We start from the raw sequence: 22061 nt of genomic DNA on the forward strand, positions 1-22061 counted from the left end.
GTAAAGGATGGATTTGGTTAAGGTTGGAGTTGTTGGCTGTGGAACGGTTGGTTCAGGTGTTGTTGAGATTCTGTTGAAAAACGGAGATCTTATAGAGAAGAGGACAGGTAAAAAGATAGAATTATCCCTTGTAGCAGATAGAAATGTTGAGAAAGTTAAAAAACTTGATGTTCCAGAGAACATTATAGTTGATGACGGTTTTAAAGTTGTTGATTCTGATGTTGATGTAGTGGTTGAGCTTATAGGTGGAGTGACTGTTGCTAAAGAGATAGTTTTAAAGTCTTTAAAAAACGGAAAGCATGTTGTAAGTGCCAATAAGGCACTTTTTGCATCTTACGGAAAGGAGCTTTTTGAAGAAGCTAAAAGGAATGGGGTTTCAATAAGGTTTGAGGCAAGTGTTGGTGGCGGAATTCCTGTAATAAAAGCTTTAAATGAGGGTCTTGTTGCAAATAGGATAGAGAAGATTCTGGGTATAATTAACGGAACTGCCAATTTTATCCTTACGAAGATGACAGAAAATCTTCTGCCTTTTAAAGCTGCTCTTCAGATAGCAAAGGATAGAGGTTATGCTGAAGCTGACCCATCGTTTGATATTAATGGAATTGACGCTGCTCATAAAATAGCCATTTTGTCTTCAATAGCCTGTGGTAGATGGATAACGGTTGATGATGTGTATGTGAAAGGTATCAGAGATATAACACCTTTTGATATAGAGTTTGCCAATGAGTTTGGTTACAGAATAAAGCTTCTTGCTGTAGCAAAATTTGAAAATGGAACGATAGAGGTAAGGGTGCATCCGGCTTTCCTTCCCAAGTCTCATATTCTTTCCTCGGTGGATGGTGTTTTTAATGCCTGCTTGATAGAGGGAGATTTTGTTGGTCCCACCCTTTATTACGGTATGGGTGCTGGAAAGGAACCGACTGCAAGTGCGGTAGTTGCAGATATTGCAGATATTGCATCTTCAAGGGGAAGCAGCGTTCCTGCACAGCTCCTTTATCAGGAGTCACAGATTTTTATTAAAAACCCAGAAGACTTTGTTTCAAGTTTCTATTTAAGGTTTACTGCTGTTGATAAACCGGGAGTGCTTTCAAAGATTTCAGGAATTCTTGCAAAATACGGTATAAGTATTAAGATGGCATTTCAGAAAAATGTTGGGTTTAACGGCGGTGTTCCGGTGGTTATGACAACCCATGATGCTTCGTTTAAAACGGTAAGAAGGGCTGTTGAAGAGATTGATAATCTTGATGTTATTTTAAATCCAACATTTCTGTGTATGATAGAGGAGTAGCTTGTTAAAGGTTTCTGAAATTTTCACTTCCATTCAGGGTGAAGGGGTAGATGTAGGGAGAGTTGCTGCTTTTGTCAGATTCTCCGGATGCCCCCTTGGATGTAGATTTTGTGATACAGAGTATGCTAAAAGAGAAGGGAAAGAAATAAGTATTGCAGAACTCATTTCTAAATTGAAAAAGTTTCAGATACCTGATATTGTTGTTACAGGTGGTGAGCCTCTTGTTCAAGAAAATATAGCATCTTTTCTAACTACTCTTTCAAAAGAGTTGTGGGTGAGAAAGATATTTATTGAAACGTGCGGGTTTGTTTTCAAAGAGGAGATTTTTGCCGGGAAAGTATTCCTGAATCTTTCTCCAAAACCTCCTTCTATGATTGGAACCGATTACAGCAGATTTCTGCTTCAGTATATCAGATTTTTCCCTGAAAGGGTGAATGTTAAGTTCTTAATTGCTGATAAGACTGACCTTTCTTATGCTTTAAAGATAGTAAAAAGCGAACCTGAGTTTTTCAAGATTAAAGGGCTTGTTTTCCAGCCTGTTGAAATACCGGGAAAGCCTTACCCTGATGCAGTAAAACAGGTGCTGTCGTTGATATTTAAAAACAGAAGTATTCTTTCACAGTTTGAAGTTAAGGTTATTCCTCAGGTTCACAAACTTTTAGGGATAAAATGAGCAGATTCTGGCTTTATCTTTATAATTTTGTATATCTTTCTCTTCTTCCGGTTGCGGTTCCTGTTATGGTTTATACCTCAAAAAAGAGGGGAGGATTTTCTCCACTAAGAAGAATTAAAACTAAACTGGATGTTTTAGAGGGAAGGGATATATGGATACACTGTGCAAGTATAGGGGAGGTAAATTCTGCAAAACCTCTTATTGAAAGATTGAGAGATAGAGTTGTGATAACAACTTTTACAGATTACGGTGCAGAAAGGGCGAGAAAGCTTTTTAAAGATGTTCCTGTCTATGTTATTCCTTTTGATTTAAAGTTTTTAACAGATAGATTTTTATCTTTCACTCATATAAAAAAGCTTCTTATTTATGAAACAGAAATATGGCCCTCTCTACTTTCTTCTGCTGTTGAAAGAGGGATTGAGGTTTATATTGTGAGCGGAAAGATAACAGAAAGATCTTTTAAAAATTACAGAAGGTTTTCTCAGATTTTTTCTCCTATTTTTAAAAATATTATTTTTTTAGGTAGAAGCGTTGAAGATGTTAAAAGGGCTAAAGATTTAGGATTCAAAAAATGTTCTGTTGTTGGAGATTTAAAGTTTGACAGTGTTTCATTTTTTCTATCGCCCTTAAAAGTTGATATAGAAGGAAGCAGAAAGATTATTGTCTGGGGTAGCACCCATGAAGGGGAAGAGAAAATCGCTGAGAAGATTCATTTTAAACTTAAAAAAATTTTTCCTGAAGTTTTAACTGTTATTGCTCCAAGGCACATTGGAAGGGCTAAGGAGATTAAAGATTCTCTTTCTGGAAAAGTGGTTTTGAGAACGGAAACAAGACAAATTTCTCGGGATACAGATTTTTATATTGTTAATACGATAGGTGAGCTTACATCCTTTTATGCCGTTTCTGATGTTTCTGTTGTAGGCGGAACTTTTAACAGGAAAATAGGTGGACATAATCCTCTTGAACCTATGGCGCTTGGAAAGCCGGTTGTTATTGGACCTTATTACTACCATTTTAAAGATGTTGTAGAGAAGGTTAGAAAAGCACTTATTTTTGCAGATGAAAGCTCTCTGTTTGATAAAATTTTCTCTCTTTTTAAAAATAGAGAATTTGCATCTTCAGTCGGTGCTGTTGGAAAAAATATAATTTTAGAAGAGAAAGGTGTAATTGAAAGAATTTTGAAAGAGGTATCTATTGAATCTTGAAGAGGTTAGAAAAAAGGTTTTAAGTAAAAAAGGCGGTTGGTTTTTCCTTTATCCACTATTTTTTATACTTTCAAAACTTTTCTGCTTTTTTGCAAGGTTTCGTTATGAACTGTATAAAGGTGGTATATTAAAAACGATTACTCCTGCTGTGCCTGTTATTTCTGTTGGAAATATTGTTGCTGGAGGTACTGGTAAAACTCCACTTGTTGAGTATATCTATACGATGCTTCAGGATGTTGGATTTACTCCTGCTGTTGTTATGAGGGGCTATGGAGGGAAGGAGAAAGGGCCTGTAGTTGCAGAAGATGAACCTGAAAGATTCGGAGATGAGGCGGCACTTTATGTAAAAAAGGGATTTTTCGTGGTTGTAAGCAGGGATAGACTGGCAGGGATAGATTTTGCCGTTTCTAAAGGGGCCAATGTAGTTGTGCTTGATGATGGATTCCAACAGCTTGGAATAAAACCAACGGTAAATGTTGTTGTTGTGGATCCTTTTAATCCCTTTGGTGGAAATATGTGTCTTCCTCTTGGCACTTTAAGGGAGCCTGTTGATGCTCTTGAAAGGGCAGACTGCTTTGTTATATCAAGAGCCAACTTTGCTTCTTTTGAGAAAGTTAACTCTCTTGAAATATATCTTAAAACATTTAGAAAACAGGTATTTAAAGGGGAGCAGTGTTTTAAATACTGGATTGATAGAACTTTTAGAAAGGTTGAACCGCCAGAAAAGGAAATTACAGTATTTTGCGGAATAGGTTCTCCACAACAGTTTCTACAACAGCTTAAAGAGGAAGGATTTAAGGTTATCAAATCTTTTCTGTTTCCTGACCACCATTTTTACACAGCGGAAGAAATTAAAACTCTTTCTAAGTATCCGAATCTTGTTACAACAGAGAAAGATCTTGTTAAAGTAAAAGATTATGATATTGATGTGAAAGTGCCTGTTCTTGGAGTTGAGGTATTTGGACTGAAAGAGTTTATCTTAAATAGGATAAAGAATGTTGAAAAGCATGAGGAAAAGAATGAAAAAGAGTCTTTCGTACCAGATGGAGTATCTGTTTCTCAATCTGTTGAAAGAAGGATTTTTAAAGAGAGTTAGCAGAAAGCAGGCACTTTCTTTTGGTTCCTATCTTGCGAAAATTTTATACACAAAAACGAGGGCAAAAAGAGTTTCGGAAGAAAACCTGAAATTTGTAGGATTTGACATTTCCATAGGAGAAAAAGCGTTTGAAAATTTTGTTAGATGCAGTGTTGATTTTTTAAGGTCTGAAAAATATTCTTTTGAATTTCTAGATTCAATTTTCTCCTTAAGAGAGGAAAGTACTGTATCAATTGAAGAGCTTAATTCTCTTAACGGAGGAATTTTACTGACAGCTCATATAGGAAATTGGGAGCTTTTAGGCGGATGGTTTTCCCGTGTAAGTGGCGGTAGGCTTTCTGTGGTGGCAAAACCAATGAGAAACAGAAAAGTTGATAGCTTGATAAACAGAATAAGAAGTCATCTTGGGGTTAAAGTCATTCCTACGGGAAAGCCGATTGAGATTTTAAAGGATTTAAAAAAAGGAAAGTTTGTGGCTATTCTTCTTGACCAGAGACCGACAGAGAAGGAAGGGGTGTTGCTTAAATTTTTGGGAAGAGATACATATGTGAACAAAGGAGCAGCTATTTTAAGCCTTAAAACTGGAAAACCTGTTATTCCGGCTTTTTGTTATGTGGAAGGAGAGAGATACTCTTTTGAAATTCACAAACCTATCTATCCTGAAGGAAAAACAGTGGAGGAGTTGACATCCATTTATTCTTTCTGGATAGAGAGAGCTGTAAGAAAAAAACCTGAACAATGGTTCTGGATTCACCGTAGATGGAAAAATTCACCGGAGTTTAAAAGATGGAAAGAGAGCTGCCAGTTGTCATCCTGACAGGTCCTACAGCTACGGGAAAAACCGATTTCTCAATAAAACTTGCTAAAGAAATAGATGCTGAAATTATAAGTGCAGACTCTATGCAGGTGTATAAAGAACTTGATATCGGGACGGATAAAATATCTTATGAAGGGATGAAAGGGATTCCTCACCATCTGATAGATATTGTTCCTCCAGATAGACCGTTTTCTGTTGCAGATTTTGTAAGAGAAGCAGATAAAGCTATAAAGGAGATAAGAGAGAGGGGTAAGATTCCGCTTGTTGTAGGCGGAACAGGTTTTTACATAAGGAGTCTCATTTACGGTCTTCCTGAACTGCCGCCTAAGGATGAGAATTTGCGAAAAGAGCTTGAGAAAATTCCTTCAGAAAAACTGTATGATGAACTTAAGAGAGTTGACCCTTTGTATGCTTCAAGAATTTCTCCTGAAGACAGAAAAAGAATCATAAGAGCTATTGAGGTGTATAAACTTACAGGGAAGCCTCTTTCTTCTTTTAAGGAGCCTGATACTCCAAGGTATAGGTTTGTCGGGTATTTTCTATACCGCAACAGGGATGAGCTTTATAAAAGGATAGAAAATAGGGTTGATTCTCAGATAAAGAGAGGGCTTGTTGAGGAGGCGAAAAAACTACTTTCTTACGGAAGAGAGATAACCGCTTTTCAGGCTTTAGGGTATAAGGAGATGTTGCCTTATATAGAAGGGGAAGTTTCTCTTGAAGAAGTGGTAAGAGTGTTAAAGAGGAGAACAAAACAGTTTGCAAAAAGGCAGTTTACATGGTTTAGAAAGGAGAAAGGTTTTAAGTGGCTAAATATGTCTCAAATTCCTGAAGAAGATATTATTAATATGATAAAGGAAGATATTAAAAAGGGGGTAAGGCTATGCAGCCGATGAAGGTGCAGGATGCTTTCTTGAATAAACTAAGGAAAGAGAAAATCCCTGTAAACATTTTTTTAACAAAGGGAATAAAACTTCAGGGTATTGTAGTTTTTTTTGACCAGTTTACCATTATTCTTGAAAATGAAGATACACAACAACTTGTTTATAAGCATTCCATAGCAACTATAGTTCCTTTAAAACCGATAAAGATTTTTGTTTACGGGGAGGAAAATTCTGATTAAAAAGGTTATTCTCCTCGGAGTGTTGAAGGATAGAGAAGAGATAGATGTTAATGAGATGAAAGGTCTTGTTGAAGCTCTTGGCGGTGAAGTTGTTGGCCTGGTTTTTCAAAAGAGGAAAAGTCTTCATCCTGCAACCTATATAGGGAAAGGAAAACTTGAAGAAGTAAAAAGGTTGGCAGACTATAGAGGAGCTGATGCTGTTGTTGTTTATCACAATATTTCTTCTTCACAGATAAGAAATATTGAAAGGATAACAGGGCTTCAGGTTCTTGACCGCTCCGAAATCATAATAGAGATTTTTGCAAGAAGGGCAAAGACAAAAGAGGCAAAGGTTCAGGTTGAGCTTGCAAAATGTTATCACCTTCTTTCTCGATTACGGGGGAAGGGTAAAGAGCTTTCAAGGCTTGGTGGCGGAATAGGGACCAGAGGCCCCGGGGAGAAAAAAGTAGAAATTGATTTAAGGGCTATCCGCAGGAAAATGTATAAGCTTCAAAAAGAGATAGAAAAATTTTCAAAGAGAAAGAAACTTGTTCTGGATAGCAGGAAAAAGAAAGGTTTTGTCACTGTTGCAGTTACTGGATATACAAATGTTGGTAAGTCAACACTGGTAAGAAAACTTACAGGGGAGGACATTTTTATAAAAGATATGCCCTTTGCTACCCTTGATACAAGGACAGGTTCTATTTACCTTAAAAATGCAGGAAAAAAAGCGCTTATAACAGATACCGTTGGGTTTATAAAGGATATACCTCATGAGCTTATAGCTTCATTTAAAGCTACACTTCAAGAGGTGGCAGAGGCAGATATAGTTGTGGTTGTATATGATGTGACATCACCTTCTTTGAAAGAGGAATCTGAAACCGTTGAAAAGATACTTTCAGAGCTTGGCGCTTCTAAAAAGCCCCGTATAACGGTGATTAATAAAATTGATAAAACTTCTCTTAATAGAGATGAGATTATGGTTGATGTGGCGGGGCATATTAAAAATTTTGAAAACCCTGTATTTTTATCGGCGGTTTCAGGAGAAGGGATGGATGAATTTTTTGAAAAACTTGAATATGTTGTTTCATCTTTCTTTTAGGGCTTTATTCCAATTCTCTCTTATACTATCTCTTATTTCCATGTAATCTTTTCCTTCGTTGAAGGCTCTTTCTATCGCTCTGGAAAACACTTTTTCGTAGAATTCCTCTCCCATCCTTTTAACTATTTTTTCATCAAACTCGGACGGCGTTGCCATTTTTCTCCACCATGGTGTTCCTTCCTTTTTCTCTATGTATTCTTTTGTTGCTCCCCGGTATTTTGTTTTATGTCCATAAAATTTTCTTGCGGCTACAACTTCGGCTACTGCAAGACCGTATGATTTGGCTTCTTCTGGAGAAAGTCCCAGTTCTTTTATGCCTTTTAATCGGTTCCATTCTGCGAAGACATCAAATCTTCTTATGGGAGCTTTTGGTTTTATTTTGTCCATTTTGTTCCTCCTTAGTGAATTTATGTTCATTTTAACTTTTGTTCCCTCTTGTTTAATTTTTACAAATTTTTTACAATTAAGCTACACTATTATGAAGTTTATTTGGAGGATTTAATGTTTAAAGGTGGTATGGGAAATATGGGAAATCTTATGAAAATGGCAAAACAGCTTCAGAAAGAGGCTGAAAATTTGAAAAAAGAGATTGAAGAGATGGAGTTTACAGGTTCTGCCGGTGGAGCTGTTGAGGTTGTTGTTAAAGGAGATGGAAAACTTGTAAGTGTTAAGATTTCTCCTGAAGTTGCAAAGGATGATGTGGAAATGCTTGAAGATATGATTGTTGTTGCAGCCAATCAGGCTATAGATAAGGCGAATAAAAAAATGGAAGAGGAGATGAAAAAGATAACAGGTGGGCTTGGAAATCTTGGAGGCCTGTTTTGATATATCCTGAAACTCTTGAAATAGTAATTGATTTTCTTTCTTCTGTATCTGGTATAAGTGAGAGGGCAGCAGAAAGGGCAGTTTTATCTCTGGCAAAACTTCCGGGTAATGAGCGGATAAGGGTAATAAACGCTTTAAAGGAGATAGATACTATAAAATCCTGCTCAAAATGCGGTCTTCCAACTGTTGAAACCTTATGCCCTATATGTGCTTCAGAAGAGAGAGATAAAACTGTTGTATGTGTTGTTGAACAGCCAAGGGATGCTGTTTCTATAGAGAAACTTGGTAAGTATAAAGGAGTTTATCACGTTCTTGGAGGTCTCATTTCTCCACTTGAAAATATTGGTCCGGAAGATTTAAGAATAAAGGAGCTCTTTCAAAGGTTAAAAACAGAAGGTGTAAAAGAGATAATAATTGCCCTTAATCCGACGGTTGAGGGTGAAGCAACAGCAAAGTTTCTGATTGATAGAATTAGGGATAAACACATTAAAATATATCGTATAGCCTATGGGATTCCCTACGGCGGTACAATAGATATGGCTGATGAGTTAACTTTAAAACGTTCCTTTGAAGATATGAAACTTTTAACTGGAGGAGACTGATGATAGAGATCAGATGGCATGCCAGAGGCGGCCAGGGAGCTGTTACCGCTTCTAAAATTCTTGCAAGTTCTGCTATAAGGGAAGGAAAGTACGCTCAGAGTGCTCCAGATTATGGTGCTGAAAGGGCAGGAGCTCCTTTAAGAAGTTTTAACAGGGTTTCAGAGGAGCCGATAACACTGCACTGTCTTGTTTTACATCCGGACATTGTGGTTGTGGTTGATCCGACTCTTCTTAAAACTGTTCCTATTCTTGAAGGAACTGATGAGAATGCAATTCTTGTTGTAAATACTGATAAATCACCAGCACAGCTTAGAGAGTATCTTGGTGTGGAAGGTAGAAAAATTTATACAGTTAATGCTTCTCAGATAGCTATGGAGGAGCTTAAAAAGCCTCTTATGAATATTCCTATGCTTGGTGCACTTGTTAAAGTTATAGAGGACCTTGTTTCTCTTGAGAGTGTGGAAGAGGACATAAAGGCAACATTTGGCAAAAAGATAACTCAAGAGCTTCTTAATGCAAACTTAAAAGCTCTTGACAGAGCTTATAGGGAGGTAAAGGGCGAATGAAAGGATGGAAGGATTTAGAAATAGGAGCTGTTATAACAAATCCTGGCTCAAGTGCAGAGTATAAAACAGGTGAGTGGCGTGCCTGGAGGCCGGTGTTTCAAAGGGAAAACTGTATAGACTGTATGATATGTTGGGTTTTCTGTCCTGACAGTTCAATAATTGTAGAAGATAAAAAAGTTGTCGGAATTGACTATGAGCACTGTAAAGGTTGCGGTATATGTGCTTTTGAGTGTCCAAAAAGTAAAGGTGATGATGAATCAAAAAAGGCACTTGTTATGAAACCGGAATATCTGTTTCGTGAGGAGGATTGATTATGGCAGTTACAATAATAAAAGAGAGAAAGATGGTTCCGTACTCCGGAAATATGGCAGCAGCAGAAGCTCTAAGGCAGATTAATCCTGATGTTGTTGCTGCTTATCCAATTACACCTCAGACTGAAATAATGCACTTTTTTGCCGACTTTGTAGCTAACGGGCTTGTTGATACAGAACTTATGACAGTTGAGAGTGAACACAGTGCTCTTTCGGCAGCTGTTGGTGCAGCGGCGGCTGGTGCAAGAGCGATGACAGCAACAGCTGGTCCAGGTCTTGCTCTTATGTGGGAAATTCTCGGTGTTGCTTCTGGAATGAGGCTTCCCATAGTTATTGCTGTTGTTAACAGGGCTCTTTCTGCCCCGATAAACATTCACGGTGATCATTCCGATATGATGGGAGCAAGGGATCAAGGATGTATTATGCTTTTTTCGGAAAATGCAGAGGAAGAGTATGACAATATGATTCAGGCTATTAAAATAGCTGAAGATGAAAGAGTGCGTCTTCCGGTAATGGTGGGAATGGATGGTTTTATTATTTCTCACTCAATTGAAAATGTTTCCCTTTTAACCGATGATGAGGTGAGAGAGTTTATTGGAACTCAGAAGATGATGAACTCTCTTCTTGATGTTGACAATCCTGTGACTCACGGTGCTATTGCCATGTCAGATTCCTATATGGAGTTTAAGAGACAGCAGAGAGAAGCTATGATGAACGCTTATAAAGTAATTAGAGAAGTTGGTGAGGAATTTGCTGCTTTAAGGGGCAGGAAGTATGAACATATAGAAACTTATAAAACAGAGGATGCAGAATACATTCTCGTTGTTATGGGTTCTACTGCAGGTACAGCAAAATATGTGGCTGACAGGTTAAGAGAGAAAGGGGAAAAGGTTGGAATTATAAAGGTTAGAACGTTCAGGCCATTTCCTTACTACGATATTGCTGATGCTATAGAGGCATCAAATGCAAGGGCGATAGGGATTATGGATAGGGCCGAAACGTTTGGTGGATATTCAGGTCCTTTGTTTGAAGAAGTTTGCACGGCACTTTATACAAGGGGTAAAATTTATCCTGTAACAGGAATAATTTATGGTCTTGGTGGAAGGGACTGTAATATCAATCATATAGAAGAAGCTTTTGATGTTGTTAAAAAGAAAGCTGCAGGTATTGAAGTTCCACCTGTAACTTATCTTAATTTAAAAGCTTAATGGAGGAAAATATGGCTCAGATATCAAATAAACCAAAGTTTGTTACAAAAGATGAGATAAAAGTGCCACCTTTAAAGGAGCTTACCTCTTTAAGGGAAGGCATAGCACCGGGACATAGGCTCTGCACCGGTTGTGTAGCTGGAACTATTTTAAGACAGATGTTTATGGCGGCAGAAGCTGCAGGGTATACACTTATAATTGCAAATGCAACAGGATGTGTGGAGGTTTGTACTTCTATCTATCCTCATACATCGTGGAAAGTTCCCTGGATTCATAACGCTTTTGAAAATGCTGCAGCAACAATTACAGGTGCAGAAGCTGCTTACAAAGCTCTAAAGAAGAAAGGATTGCTTCCTTCCGATAAAAAAGTAAAATTTGTTGCTCTTGCAGGAGATGGAGGAACTTACGATATTGGCTTTCAATCTTTATCCGGTGCTTTTGAAAGGAATCACGATTTTATCTATGTTTGTTATGACAACGAAGCTTACATGAATACAGGAATTCAGCGTTCAAGTGCCACTCCAAGATATGCTTCCACAGCCACTCAGCCTGCTGGAAAAGTGATTCCTGGAAAACCTCAACCGAAAAAGTGGATGCCAGAAATAGCTGCTGCTCATGGGATTCCTTATGTTGCCCAGCTTGCTCCTTCCCATTTTAACGATTTTATGAAAAAATTCATTAAAGCTTTAAACACGAAAGGTCCTTCATACCTGAATATTTTCTGTACCTGCCCAAGAGGATGGAGGGCAAAAGAAGAAGAAGGTATTTTGATTTCAAAACTTGCAGTTGAAACAAACTATTGGCCCCTTTTTGAGGTTGAAGAAGGGAAGTGGAAAATAAATTATAAGCCTAAAAATAGAAAACCTGTGGTAGAATTTCTGAAAAAGCAGGGGAGATTTAAACATATGTTTAAACCCGGAAATGAGCATTTGATTGAAGAGCTTCAGAGAGATGTTGATGCAAGATGGGAAAGATTGCTTAAACTTGAACAGTTGTAAAGAGGGTGAAAGTGCTTAGTATAAGACCTGAAGAAGATAGAAAATTAAGAGAAATACTTACTGCTCTGTGTACTGAAAGTAAAGCAAAGGTTGTGTTTCTTATTGATAAGGCAGGTCAACTTATAAGCCGGAGTAATGCTCCGGCTTATACTTCAAACGATATTACGTTTGCATCTTTAACTGCTGGAAATGTGGCTGCTTCAGAGGCACTTTCAAAGCTTCTTGGAGATAAAACTTTGAATCACGCTTTTACAGAGACGGAAGATGAAGGTATATATATGTCTCTTATAAAGCAGAAACTAATTCTTGTTGTTATTTTTGAAAAGTATACGTCAAATCTTGGGATAATTAGAGTAAAACTTAAGAAGTATAAACCTCAGATTGAGGAGATTATAGAAAACATAGAGATGAAGTCGTCTAAAGAGAAAGAGCTTGGAAAAGAGATAGATATTGAAGATATTAACATAGATAATCTGTTTGAGTAAACGGAGATATCAATGCCGCTGATAAATTTTGCTACTAAAGAGATAAACTGCAAAATAGTTTATTATGGTCCTGGGTTAAGCGGTAAAACTGCCAATATAAAGTGGATATACGATCATATAAGACCAGAAAGTAGAGGGGAGCTTATAACTCTTGCCACTGAAACAGAAAGAACCCTCTTCTTTGATTTTGTTCCTATTGAAGTTGCCAATGTTAAGGGATTTAAAGTCAGGTTTCATCTTTATACTACTCCCGGTCAAATTATTTATAAGGTCAGCAGAAAGCTTATTCTTAAAGGCGTTGATGGAATCGTTTTTGTTGCTGATTCTCAGGAAGAGAGGCACGATGCCAATCTTGATACTCTTGATGATATGCTTGCCAATATGGAGGAGCTTGGAATAAGATTTGAAGATACTCCTTTAGTTTTTCAATATAATAAGCGGGATTTGCCCAATATTTTACCTGTTGAAGTTCTTAGAAGAGATTTAAATAGGTGGAACTGTCCTGACTTTGAGGCTATAGCTATTAAAGGTGTTGGTGTTATAGAGACTTTTAAAGAAATAACAAAACTGGTTGTCCAGAAACTAAGAAAATGATAAATATTAGAGAATTTTTACTATTGTCTCTGGAAAATGTTTTAGAGCAATTTTCTGAGATTTATAACATTAAGAAGATCTTTTCTGGAAAGAAGATTGAGACGTGCGCGATTGTGAATGCTAAAAGTGGGAAATGTGTCTCTGATTGTAAATTCTGTGCCCAGTCTTTAAAATCAAGTGTGAAAATTAAAGTATATCCGTTGCTGACAGAAGAAAAACTTTTTTCAGCAGCAGAGGAAGCTTTTTCGGAAGGAATAAATAGATTCAGCTTTGTTTGCAGTGGTGTTAGAGTTTCAAAGGAGGATGTGGAGAAGATAGCTTCTGTGGTTGAGAAATTGAAAAGCAACTATAAAAGCAAAAAGATATGTGTTTCCCTTGGTCAGATAGATAAAGATAGTTTGAAACTTTTGAAACTGTCAGGAGTTGATAGATATCATCATAATCTTGAAACTTCAAAAGAGTTTTATCCCTCTGTTTCAACTGTTCAAAACTGGGAGGATAGATATAAAACTGTGGCTTTAGCCAAAGAGGTGGGGTTTTCTGTTTGTAGTGGAGGGATTTTTGGGCTTGGTGAGACTGTTAATGATGTTGTTTCTTTATTTAAGTCTCTTAGAGAGCTTGAAGTTGATTCTATTCCGTTGAATTTTCTTCATCCCATAAAAGGAACTGCGTTTGAAAACAATAAATTTTTAACTCCTTTAAAAGCACTTAAAATAGTTTTTGCTGCAAGAGTTTTCTTTAAAGATAAGGTTATCAGGATTTGTGGTGGAAGAGAGTACAATTTTAGGGAATTACAACCTTTTGCTATTTCTGTTGTTGATGGGCTGATGGTGGGGAACTATTTAACTACTAAAGGAAGAACGCTTGATACTGACAAACAACTTTTGGAAGATCTTGGTTTTAAGGCATTTTCTGATGATTGTTTAATACAATAAAAAAATGTGTTAAATTTGTGTTATAATTTACCTGTTTAGGAAACAAGTTTATTAGAACTGTATAAATGTTTAAAACTAAACCAGAGGGAGTAGAAGAATGAGGATAGGGAGATTTCTTTTAACCATTGCCCTGGGAGTGCTGGTAGGGGGAACCTCTTACGCGGCTGAGTGTGGAGGGAAAGGTTATACAGGAACTGATAGTTCTTATTGTTTAAAGTGTCATAAACCCTGTGTAACTTCCACCCTTGCCAAAGGTGAGCCTAAAGGTTGTGTTAAAGTACCTGCAAGCTTTCCGCTTGCAGATGGAAAGGTAACATGTGTAACCTGCCACGATATGGTGAATGGAAATCAGCAGGATATGTTTTTAAGGGGCAATTACAACCCAAATCAGGCGATGTCTTTCTGTTTCAATTGTCATACTAAAGAATGTTACACCAAATTTAATCCTCATGAAGGTATGTGGCTTTATTCTGGTAAGAAGCTAAGACAGACCTGTGCTTACTGTCACGGCAGGAACAATACTGCTGATGCTAAAAAGGTTTGTATAGGATGCCATACTAAAAATCCTCACCCTGGAGCTCTTGAGCACGTTGGACAGTCAACTTCTGTTAAAGACTTACCATCAGTTGATGGAAAAATTCACTGTATAACCTGTCATAATCCTCACCCATCAACTCTTGATAAACATGAAGGAAAGCTTTTAACTGGTCTTGGTGAGAAAGTGGCAAAAGCTGACTTTGAAGCTGTTTTAAAAACTATTTCCTTTAGAAATCTTGAACATGTTGAGTTTAAAAACGGACCCCGTCAGTTGATGAGAATGTCAACAGAAGATGGAAAGCTCTGTCTTGAGTGTCACAGCGATATTCTTAACAAATAATTGTTGATTTTGTTGTTAAATAGAACCCACCGCTTAAGCGGTGGGTTTTTTGTTTTGGACTTTTAAAAAAGGGTGTATAATAGGAGCTTGATTTTTAGCCATTTGGCAGGAGAGGAATGATGAAAAGTTTGAAATGGCGATTGTTAGTTGTTCTTTCTGTTTTTTTTGCAGCCCTTTATGTATCTTTTACAAAAAAAGTTAACCTCGGTCTTGACCTTCAGGGTGGAACCCATCTTGTGCTTCAGGTTGATGTTGAGAAAGCACTTGAGAATGAAGTTTCAACCTATATGAGAGAGATAACCTCTCTTTTAAGAGAGAAAAAAATTCCTGTTCTTGACGTTAAAAGGAAAGGGACTTTCATTACTGTAGAAATTCTTGATAGTGATAGACTTTCTTCTGCTGTTAAATTGATAAAGGATGAGTATGGAAAGGTTTTTGATATAAAAGTTAGAGGAACTTCGCTTTTACTTTCTTTAAAAGATTCCTACAAACTAAAAGAGGAAGACAGATTATGTAATCAGGCTCTTGAAACCATAAGAAACAGAATAGACCAGCTTGGAGTGGCAGAGCCTGTTATTGTGAGAAGCGGAAAGGACCGAATAATAGTTGAACTTCCTGGAATCAAAAATCCAGATAGGGCGAAAAAAATTCTCGGGAAAGTGGCAAAGCTTGAATTTAAGCAGGTTATAGATGTTGCTCCTACAAAAGAAGAGCTTATAAGAAAAGCGGGTGGAAAAATACCTGATGATGAAGAAATCCTGGTTCAGGAGATAAAGAAAAACGGAAAAGTGGTTAATAAGATATACTACCTGGTCAAGAAAGAACCGATTCTCACAGGTGCTTACCTTAAAGATGCATATCCGGGCGTTGACCAGTACAATATGCCGGCTGTGAATTTTGAGTTTAAGTCTCAGGGAGCAAAAATTTTTAAAGAATATACTGCTTCTCACATAGGGACAAGACTTGCGATAGTGCTTGATGGAAAAGTTCAATCAGCTCCTGTTATTCAATCTCAGATTGGAGAAAAAGGTCAGATAACAGGACAATTTACCTATCAAGAAGCAAAAGATCTTGCGATAGTTTTAAGAGCTGGTGCTCTTCCTGCCCCTGTGAAGATAATAGAAGAGACAACTATAGGACCTTCTCTTGGTAAGGAATCTATAGAGAAAGGTATAAAGTCTGCGGTAGCCGGTCTTATTATTGTGATGATTTTTATGGCTATCTATTACAGGCTTTCTGGGGTTATTGCTGATATAGCTCTTCTGATGAATGTTGTTTTGCTCTGGGCGCTTCTTGCGCTTCTTGGTGCAACTCTAACTCTTCCGGGAATAGCAGGGTACATTCTTACTATTGGGATGTCTGTGGATGCCAATGTTATCATTTTTGAAAGGATAAAGGAGGAGCTTAAGAAAGGGCGTTCTCTCATATCTGCGATAGAGATTGGTTTTTCTGCAGCGTGGGGAACAATTCTTGATGCCAATATAACCACCCTTGTATCTGCGGCTGTTCTGTTTCAGTTTGGTACAGGTCCGATTAAAGGTTTTGCTATTACACTTTCCCTTGGTATTTTATGCAGTATGTTTACTGCAGTTTTTGTTACAAAGGTTCTTCTTGACCTGATTATCAGGTATAAAAGGGAACTATTCAGTATTTAAGGAGAAGTTGGTATGGAAAAACAGTTTGATTTTATAGGCAAAAGGTATATTGCTTATTTGATTTCTATTCTCTTGATTGTTGGCTCCTGGGGGTATGGCCTTTATAAAGGACCAAAATTTGGAATAGATTTTACCGGTGGTGTTCTTGTCCAGATTAAAATTGATGAGAATGTTAGCACAGAAAAGATCAGGCAGGTTTTCAAAAATAGTGAAATAGCTAAAGGTTTAACGGTTCAGAAAATAAAAGGGAGTAATGAATTTATTTTAAAAGTTCCAGCTGAAAAAGATCCAAATAAGCTTGTGGAAGAGTTGAAGTTACAATTGAAGAAAGTTTTTAAAGATGGAGTTCATATTTTACGTATTGAAATGATAGGTCCTGCCATAGGAAAGGAGTTGAGGGAAAAGGGTTTGCTTGCGGTAGTTTATTCCATGATAGCTATTCTTATCTATGTTGCATGGCGGTTTGAGCCTGTATTTGCAGTGACTTCTGTTCTTGCGCTTCTTCATGATTCTCTTATAACTGTTGGTATGTTAATGGCTACCGGAAGGGAGTTCAACCTTCCCGTTGTTGCTGCTGTTTTAACGATAATTGGTTATTCTATCAATGATACTATTGTGGTGTTTGATAGGATTCGGGAAAATATGAAAAAGTATAAAAACTCAAAGCCGTTTGAGGAACTTGTTAATGAAAGTATTAATCAGACACTTTCAAGAACGGTTATTACAGCTTTGACAACTTTTTTTGTTGTTCTCTGTCTATTTCTCTTTGGAGGTAGTACCATAAATAACTTTTCCTTTGCCCTGCTTGTGGGAATTGTTGTAGGAACATACTCTTCCATCTTTATAGCAAGTTCTCTTGTTGTGGATTGGTACAGGATAAGACATAAAGGATGAAAGTTTTACACAGGTATATTTTATCGGAGATTATAAGGTATTTCTTTCTGTTTATAGCAGTATTTATACTTATAATGTTGATGAATAAAGCTTCTTTTATTGCTAAAACGGTTCTTGGGTACGGTGTTTCTTTTTCTTCCCTGTTTTCAGTTTTGGTTAAAACTATTCCTTCGTTTTTTGAGTTTCTTATTCCGATGTCCCTTGTTTTTGCTGTTCTTGTGACCTTTTTTCTTCTTTCAGGTAGAAATGAGATTGTTGCTGTTAAGTCCTGCGGGATAAGTGTAAAAGAGCTTGCAAAACCTGTAATAGTGTTTTCTATTGTGTTGACAATTTTTAATTTTTTCTCTGTGATGTATCTTGTGCCTGAAAGTAATGTTGCTATGAAAAGAGAGATTCAGGAACTTGTAAGAAAAAAACTTTCTCTTGGAATAATTCCGGGAAAGTTTATATCAAATTTTCCCGGAGTTACATTTTATGCGGAAAGTGTTTATCCAAGTAAGGGTATATTAAAAAACTTTATGGTTTCGGTAGTAAAAAAGGATGAACAGGCTACAATTTTTGCAAAATATGGAAGAGTAAGAATGACTAACGGGACAGTATTCCTTGACATAGATACGGGAATTGCTCACTTTCTTAACTGGAAAAGGCCAGAAAATCTTAAAATTTTAGAATTTAAGACCTATACGCTTGTTGTTTATAAATTTGCCTCTCAAGAAAAGTTTGAAGCCTCAAAGTACAAAACGCTTAATGAACTTTTTAAGAGATGGAATTTGAAGGATAGGCTTGAGTTTTTTAAGCGTTTAACCCTTGCCGTTTCCCCAGTTATAATGGGATTGTTTGCGTTCAGCATAGCTGTTGTGATTCCGAGGGGGTCTATAGGAACAGGGATTCTCGTTGGGCTTATTGTTATTGTTAGTTATTATGTGTTTTTTACGTTTTTAAGGAAAGCTGCTCAGTTTTCAGGATTTGTTTTTCTTCCTGTTTTTGTTGATATAGTGTACTTCTCTGTTGGTTTAATATTTTACAAGAAAGCAATAAACGAAAATTATTTTAATATGGGGATTGGTAGGTGGTAAAAATCCTGGATGGATATATTTTTAATAGAGTTTTTATCTATTTTTCCCTTTCATTTCTTGTGTTGATGGTTATCTTTCTCCTTGTTGATTTTGTTTCTCATGTGGATTTAGTAGCAAAAGGGAAACTTGTTGATGTTCTGCTACTGGTTTTTTCCCGTATTCCTGTTTATTCAATCAGGATGCTTCCTATAGCTACTCTTATCGGAGTTATGGTAGCAATAAGTGAGCTTTCCTCAACAAATGAGCTTGTTGTAATAAAATCTTTAGGAATAAGCATCTATCGGATTTCTGTTCCCATTTTTATCTTTGCTTCTCTTGTTGTTCTGGCAGGTTTACTTATTACAGAATTCTTTGTTCCAAAAGGTGCTGCCCTGGAAAATTTTATGTATGAAAAACTTGGGAAAAGAAATAAAGTTTTTTATCTTGTAACTCCTGAGGTATGGATTAAAAAGGGAAATACTTTCTTTTCTGTTAGAAATTTTGATCCTGTTAAAGGTTGTGGGGAATATTTTTCTTTAATAAAAATCGGAGAAGATTTTAGACCTTTTTATAGAGAGGATGCACTTAATATTAGGTATGAAAAAGATGGTAACTGGAAACTTGAGAATGTTTATGAGAGAGATTTATTAAGAGAGAAAACCTTATTTAAAAAGGAAAAAGTGGAAAATCTTGGCATTACTGTTAAAGATCTAACCAGTTTTTTTATAAATCCTTCTACAATGGAGCTGTTTTCACTGTTTAAACTGATTCATCATTTAAAACTTCTTGGTTATAACACTACAACTTATGAGATGGAGTTTTACAGTAGAATTTCTATGCCTTTTATTGTTTTTGTTGTGGCGTTGATAGGTATTCCTCTTGGAGCTTTTAATCCGAGAAACCAGAAAGGTTATACTGCAGTTGTTGCTGTAGGGTTTATTGTTTCTATGTGGGTAACAGTGTCATTTTTTAATAATTTGGGTAAAACAGGTTTTCTTCCTCCTGTTTATGCAGCTTTTGCTTCTCATTTTATTTTCCTTTCAATTGGTCTTATTTTGTTTTCGCGGAGCCATTCTTAATGTTTAATTTTAAAAAAGCAGCGGTTGCTCAGCAGATTTTAAGGAAAAAAGTTCAGGTTAAACCACTTGAAACTTCTATAAATTATGTTGCCGGATGCGATTTGACATTTTTAAATCCTTTTAAAACACCAACGGTAGGGATAGCTGCTTTTACACTTTTTAAGTATCCTGAGCTTGATCTTATTGAAAAGGTGTGGATTTCTGGAGAGGTGGAAATTCCTTATGTTCCAGGTTTTCTTGCTTTTAGAGAGATTCCACTTTTAGTGCGAGCTTTCAACAAGCTTTCTACAAAACCTGATATTGTAATTGTGGATGGGCACGGTATTGCCCATCCACGGAGAATGGGAGTGGCTTCCCATTTTGGAGTTGTTACGGGAACACCTACGATAGGCTGTGCTAAAAAGCCTTTATATGGGAACTTTTCTCCTCCTGAAAACAGGAAAGGGGCATTTTCATTTATTTTTGATGAAGAAGGAAAGCGGATAGGAGCGGTTTTGAGAACCAAAGTAAATGTTAAGCCTGTTTATGTTTCTCCCGGCCATCTTATAGATGTTGAGGGTGGTTTGCATCTTGTTTATAACTGTGTGAAATCTTATCGGCTGCCAGAACCTACCAGGATTTCCCACAACTTTTTAAAAGGGATAAGAAAACAACTAATGAAAAATAACAAAAAATAATACTGTTTTCTATAGAAATAATATTTTATGTTTCTTGTTGACATAATATCAGAATTTCCTTATACTAATATTATCTTAACTTCATCTCTGGAGGTTAGAATGGAATTCCAGTTAGAGACCGCAAAAATTCTTCCTAAGGAAAATTTAGGCAGATTTCTTGAAAGCTTAAAAAGTTTTGGTAGATTGATTGCTCCAGTTAAAAAGGAACAAAAGTTTGTCTTTTCAAAGATTGATGATGTTTCTGTAGTTGAAACAGACTATGTTAGAACAATTCTTCCTCCAAAAAAGTTTATTCTTGGCTATTTAAGAGAAAGATTTGAATACTCTCCAGATAGTATGGAGTTTACTGAAACTTTCACTTCTCAACCTCAGATTATTTTTGGATTGCATTCCTGCGATCTTCATGGAATAGCGATTCTTGATGCAGTTTATTTAAAGGGAGAAAATCCTGATCCTCGCTATCTTGCTGCAAGAAAGGAAACGGTGCTTATAGGTATTTCTTGTATTCCTGATGAGGATTGTTTCTGTATTTCAACAGGAACAGCTTTTCCAGATGGAACAAGCTGGGACCTGTTTTTTACCGATATAGGGGATAGTTATTTTGTTTCTATCGGTAGCGTAAAGGGAGATGAGATAGTTCACTCTTTTGAAGAACTTTTTAAGGATATTTCAAAAAAGGAACTTTCACTTTATAAAAAGGTGACTGCTGAAAAGAAGTATATGTTTAAAGAGAGGGATGTTCCAGATCTTGAAAGGATTTCTCAGGTTATTGAGCTTGAGTTTGATTCTGAAATCTGGGATGAAGAGGCAAAGCGATGTTTTAGCTGTGGAACCTGTACCAACACCTGTCCAACGTGTTTTTGTTATACAAGTGTTGATGTTCCTTCACTTGACGGCTCGCTTGTGAAAAGGGTTGAATTTATTACCTCATGTCAGTATCCCTATTACTCTCTTGTTGCCGGTGGCCACAGATTCCATGAGAATCTTAAAGAGAGATTTAGAAACCGTTATTACCATAAGTATGTGGGGTATCCCTATCAGATAGAGCGTTTCGGCTGTGTTGGATGTGGTAGGTGCCAGCATGAATGCCCTGCAGGTATAAGAATTGTTGATACTCTTAAAAAACTGAGAGGAGCGGGAGATGAAGAAGAGTCTGGAAAAGTTACTGACAATATCCACAGTGCATGATCCCTTTAAACCGCAAAAAGTCAGAATTGCGGATATTGAGGAGCTTGCTCCTGGCCATAAGAGGTTTTCCTTTGTTTTCCTTAATGATGAGCTTAACGAGACCTGGAGTTTTAAACCAGGACAGTTTGTAATGTTAACCGTGCCTAAAGCCGGGGAGATTCCTATATCTATCTGTTCCTCTCCTACAAGGAAGGGAACGGTTGAATTAACAGTCAGGAATGTTGGAAGAAAAACCAGCGTTCTTCATCAGATGAGTTGTGGAGATGTGCTGGGTTTGAGGGGACCTTACGGAAATTCGTTTCCAGTTGATTTGATGGAAGGGCATAATGTTTTAATTATAGCTGGTGGTCTTGGAATGGCTCCCCTTCGTTCTCTTGTCTGGTATGTTCTTGATAAAAGAGAGAGGTATAAAGAGATATACCTGCTTTACGGAACAAGGAATTATGAATCTGTGCTTTATAAAGAGGAACTTAAAAGATTGAAAGAGCGGGATGATATTAAGTGTCTTTTCATACTTGACCGATTGGAAACAGAGGAGGATAGAAGCTGGACAGATAGAGAAGGATTAATTACCTCTTTAATTCCTGAAGTTGACCTTGATCCTGCAGATACTTATGTGGCTGTTTGCGGTCCTCCCGTTGCCTACAAATTTATAGGGGCTGAACTGATAAGGAACGGTTATCAGGAGAGTAAGGTTTTTGTTTCTCTTGAAAGGAAGATGGAGTGTGGAGTTGGCAAGTGTGGTCACTGTCAGGTTGGTTATAAGTTTACATGTGTTGACGGGCCTATCTTTCCGCTGTGGGATACAAAAAATCTTCCAAAAATGATTTAG

General features: G+C 37.0%; 26 protein-coding genes. 25 read left to right on the forward strand and 1 reads right to left on the reverse strand.

Annotated elements, in window-relative coordinates; genetic code table 11:
• The first annotated feature begins 7 nt into the window (after nucleotides 1-7).
• From CHB58_RS00085 to hflX, 8 genes are read left to right on the forward strand one after another with little or no spacing between them, the layout of a single operon-like run.
• Nucleotides 8-1288: a homoserine dehydrogenase gene (locus CHB58_RS00085; protein ID WP_089322058.1), complete on the forward strand. Its 1281-nt coding sequence runs from the start codon at nucleotides 8-10 to the stop codon at nucleotides 1286-1288.
• A gap of 1 nt (nucleotide 1289) precedes the next feature.
• Nucleotides 1290-1961 carry a 7-carboxy-7-deazaguanine synthase QueE gene (locus CHB58_RS00090; RefSeq protein WP_089322059.1) on the forward strand — a complete coding sequence of 224 codons (672 nt, stop codon included), beginning with the start codon at nucleotides 1290-1292 and terminating at the stop codon, nucleotides 1959-1961.
• A complete protein-coding gene (locus tag CHB58_RS00095; RefSeq protein WP_089322060.1) occupies nucleotides 1958-3166 on the forward strand; it encodes a 3-deoxy-D-manno-octulosonic acid transferase in 1209 nt (402 codons plus the stop codon). Before CHB58_RS00090 ends, CHB58_RS00095 begins: the two co-directional genes overlap by 4 nt.
• The gene (gene lpxK, locus CHB58_RS00100) at nucleotides 3156-4262 is read left to right on the forward strand and encodes a tetraacyldisaccharide 4'-kinase (protein ID WP_089322061.1); all 1107 of its coding nucleotides are present in this window, start codon (nucleotides 3156-3158) and stop codon (nucleotides 4260-4262) included. The genes CHB58_RS00095 and lpxK overlap by 11 nt, the downstream gene beginning before the upstream one ends.
• Complete coding sequence (locus tag CHB58_RS00105) at nucleotides 4186-5079, forward strand: lysophospholipid acyltransferase family protein (RefSeq protein ID WP_089322062.1); 894 nt, start codon at nucleotides 4186-4188, stop codon at nucleotides 5077-5079. Before lpxK ends, CHB58_RS00105 begins: the two co-directional genes overlap by 77 nt.
• Nucleotides 5049-5972 (forward strand): tRNA (adenosine(37)-N6)-dimethylallyltransferase MiaA, encoded by a 924-nt coding sequence (gene miaA / locus CHB58_RS00110; protein WP_089322063.1) that lies wholly within the window; start codon nucleotides 5049-5051, stop codon nucleotides 5970-5972. Before CHB58_RS00105 ends, miaA begins: the two co-directional genes overlap by 31 nt.
• On the forward strand, nucleotides 5960-6199 hold the full coding sequence (hfq, locus tag CHB58_RS00115; RefSeq protein ID WP_219350044.1) for an RNA chaperone Hfq: 240 nt from the start codon (nucleotides 5960-5962) through the stop codon (nucleotides 6197-6199). The genes miaA and hfq overlap by 13 nt, the downstream gene beginning before the upstream one ends.
• A gap of 19 nt (nucleotides 6200-6218) precedes the next feature.
• On the forward strand, nucleotides 6219-7280 hold the full coding sequence (gene hflX / locus CHB58_RS00120; protein ID WP_245807294.1) for a GTPase HflX: 1062 nt from the start codon (nucleotides 6219-6221) through the stop codon (nucleotides 7278-7280).
• Here the strand turns inward: hflX and CHB58_RS00125 are convergent.
• Nucleotides 7266-7667 (reverse strand): hypothetical protein, encoded by a 402-nt coding sequence (locus CHB58_RS00125; protein WP_089322064.1) that lies wholly within the window; start codon nucleotides 7665-7667, stop codon nucleotides 7266-7268. The genes hflX and CHB58_RS00125 overlap by 15 nt on opposite strands.
• A 114-nt stretch (nucleotides 7668-7781) precedes the next feature.
• On the opposite strand from CHB58_RS00125, the gene CHB58_RS00130 reads away from it, so the two are divergent.
• The 17 genes from CHB58_RS00130 to CHB58_RS00210 all read left to right on the forward strand — a co-directional run bounded on the left by CHB58_RS00130 (nucleotide 7782) and on the right by CHB58_RS00210 (nucleotide 22061).
• Nucleotides 7782-8105 carry a YbaB/EbfC family nucleoid-associated protein gene (locus CHB58_RS00130; RefSeq protein WP_089322065.1) on the forward strand — a complete coding sequence of 108 codons (324 nt, stop codon included), beginning with the start codon at nucleotides 7782-7784 and terminating at the stop codon, nucleotides 8103-8105.
• A complete protein-coding gene (gene recR, locus CHB58_RS00135; RefSeq protein ID WP_089322066.1) occupies nucleotides 8102-8707 on the forward strand; it encodes a recombination mediator RecR in 606 nt (201 codons plus the stop codon). Before CHB58_RS00130 ends, recR begins: the two co-directional genes overlap by 4 nt.
• On the forward strand, nucleotides 8707-9273 hold the full coding sequence (locus CHB58_RS00140; RefSeq protein WP_089322067.1) for a 2-oxoacid:acceptor oxidoreductase subunit gamma family protein: 567 nt from the start codon (nucleotides 8707-8709) through the stop codon (nucleotides 9271-9273). Before recR ends, CHB58_RS00140 begins: the two co-directional genes overlap by 1 nt.
• Nucleotides 9270-9584 carry a 4Fe-4S dicluster-binding protein gene (locus CHB58_RS00145; protein ID WP_089322068.1) on the forward strand — a complete coding sequence of 105 codons (315 nt, stop codon included), beginning with the start codon at nucleotides 9270-9272 and terminating at the stop codon, nucleotides 9582-9584. Before CHB58_RS00140 ends, CHB58_RS00145 begins: the two co-directional genes overlap by 4 nt.
• Nucleotides 9585-9586: 2 nt before the next feature.
• Complete coding sequence (gene porA, locus CHB58_RS00150; protein WP_089322069.1) at nucleotides 9587-10792, forward strand: pyruvate ferredoxin oxidoreductase; 1206 nt, start codon at nucleotides 9587-9589, stop codon at nucleotides 10790-10792.
• 11 nt (nucleotides 10793-10803) lie between these two features.
• A complete protein-coding gene (locus CHB58_RS00155; RefSeq protein ID WP_089322070.1) occupies nucleotides 10804-11790 on the forward strand; it encodes a thiamine pyrophosphate-dependent enzyme in 987 nt (328 codons plus the stop codon).
• Nucleotides 11791-11801: 11 nt separating this feature from the next.
• Nucleotides 11802-12275: a roadblock/LC7 domain-containing protein gene (locus CHB58_RS00160; RefSeq protein ID WP_089322071.1), complete on the forward strand. Its 474-nt coding sequence runs from the start codon at nucleotides 11802-11804 to the stop codon at nucleotides 12273-12275.
• Nucleotides 12276-12287: 12 nt separating this feature from the next.
• Nucleotides 12288-12869 (forward strand): GTP-binding protein, encoded by a 582-nt coding sequence (locus tag CHB58_RS00165; protein WP_089322072.1) that lies wholly within the window; start codon nucleotides 12288-12290, stop codon nucleotides 12867-12869.
• Complete coding sequence (gene bioB, locus CHB58_RS00170) at nucleotides 12866-13804, forward strand: biotin synthase BioB (protein WP_089322073.1); 939 nt, start codon at nucleotides 12866-12868, stop codon at nucleotides 13802-13804. The genes CHB58_RS00165 and bioB overlap by 4 nt, the downstream gene beginning before the upstream one ends.
• Before the next feature lie 97 nt (nucleotides 13805-13901).
• Nucleotides 13902-14681 carry a cytochrome c3 family protein gene (locus CHB58_RS00175; RefSeq protein ID WP_089322074.1) on the forward strand — a complete coding sequence of 260 codons (780 nt, stop codon included), beginning with the start codon at nucleotides 13902-13904 and terminating at the stop codon, nucleotides 14679-14681.
• A 119-nt stretch (nucleotides 14682-14800) separates the two neighbouring features.
• Nucleotides 14801-16336, forward strand: a complete 1536-nt coding sequence (gene secD, locus CHB58_RS00180) for a protein translocase subunit SecD (RefSeq protein ID WP_089322075.1) — start codon at nucleotides 14801-14803, stop codon at nucleotides 16334-16336.
• Between the two features lie 12 nt (nucleotides 16337-16348).
• Nucleotides 16349-17230 carry a protein translocase subunit SecF gene (gene secF / locus CHB58_RS00185; protein ID WP_089322076.1) on the forward strand — a complete coding sequence of 294 codons (882 nt, stop codon included), beginning with the start codon at nucleotides 16349-16351 and terminating at the stop codon, nucleotides 17228-17230.
• A complete protein-coding gene (locus CHB58_RS00190) occupies nucleotides 17227-18306 on the forward strand; it encodes an LptF/LptG family permease (protein ID WP_089322077.1) in 1080 nt (359 codons plus the stop codon). The genes secF and CHB58_RS00190 overlap by 4 nt, the downstream gene beginning before the upstream one ends.
• Complete coding sequence (locus CHB58_RS00195) at nucleotides 18300-19364, forward strand: LptF/LptG family permease (RefSeq protein ID WP_089322078.1); 1065 nt, start codon at nucleotides 18300-18302, stop codon at nucleotides 19362-19364. Before CHB58_RS00190 ends, CHB58_RS00195 begins: the two co-directional genes overlap by 7 nt.
• Nucleotides 19364-20041, forward strand: a complete 678-nt coding sequence (gene nfi / locus CHB58_RS00200; RefSeq protein WP_089322079.1) for a deoxyribonuclease V — start codon at nucleotides 19364-19366, stop codon at nucleotides 20039-20041. The genes CHB58_RS00195 and nfi overlap by 1 nt, the downstream gene beginning before the upstream one ends.
• A 99-nt stretch (nucleotides 20042-20140) precedes the next feature.
• A complete protein-coding gene (locus CHB58_RS00205) occupies nucleotides 20141-21229 on the forward strand; it encodes a 4Fe-4S dicluster domain-containing protein (RefSeq protein ID WP_089322080.1) in 1089 nt (362 codons plus the stop codon).
• Nucleotides 21183-22061, forward strand: coding sequence for an FAD/NAD(P)-binding protein (locus tag CHB58_RS00210; RefSeq protein ID WP_089322081.1), 879 nt, complete (start codon nucleotides 21183-21185; stop codon nucleotides 22059-22061). The genes CHB58_RS00205 and CHB58_RS00210 overlap by 47 nt, the downstream gene beginning before the upstream one ends.

Source organism: Desulfurobacterium atlanticum, from assembly GCF_900188395.1.
GTDB classification, from domain to species: Bacteria; Aquificota; Aquificia; order Desulfurobacteriales; family Desulfurobacteriaceae; genus Desulfurobacterium_A; species Desulfurobacterium_A atlanticum.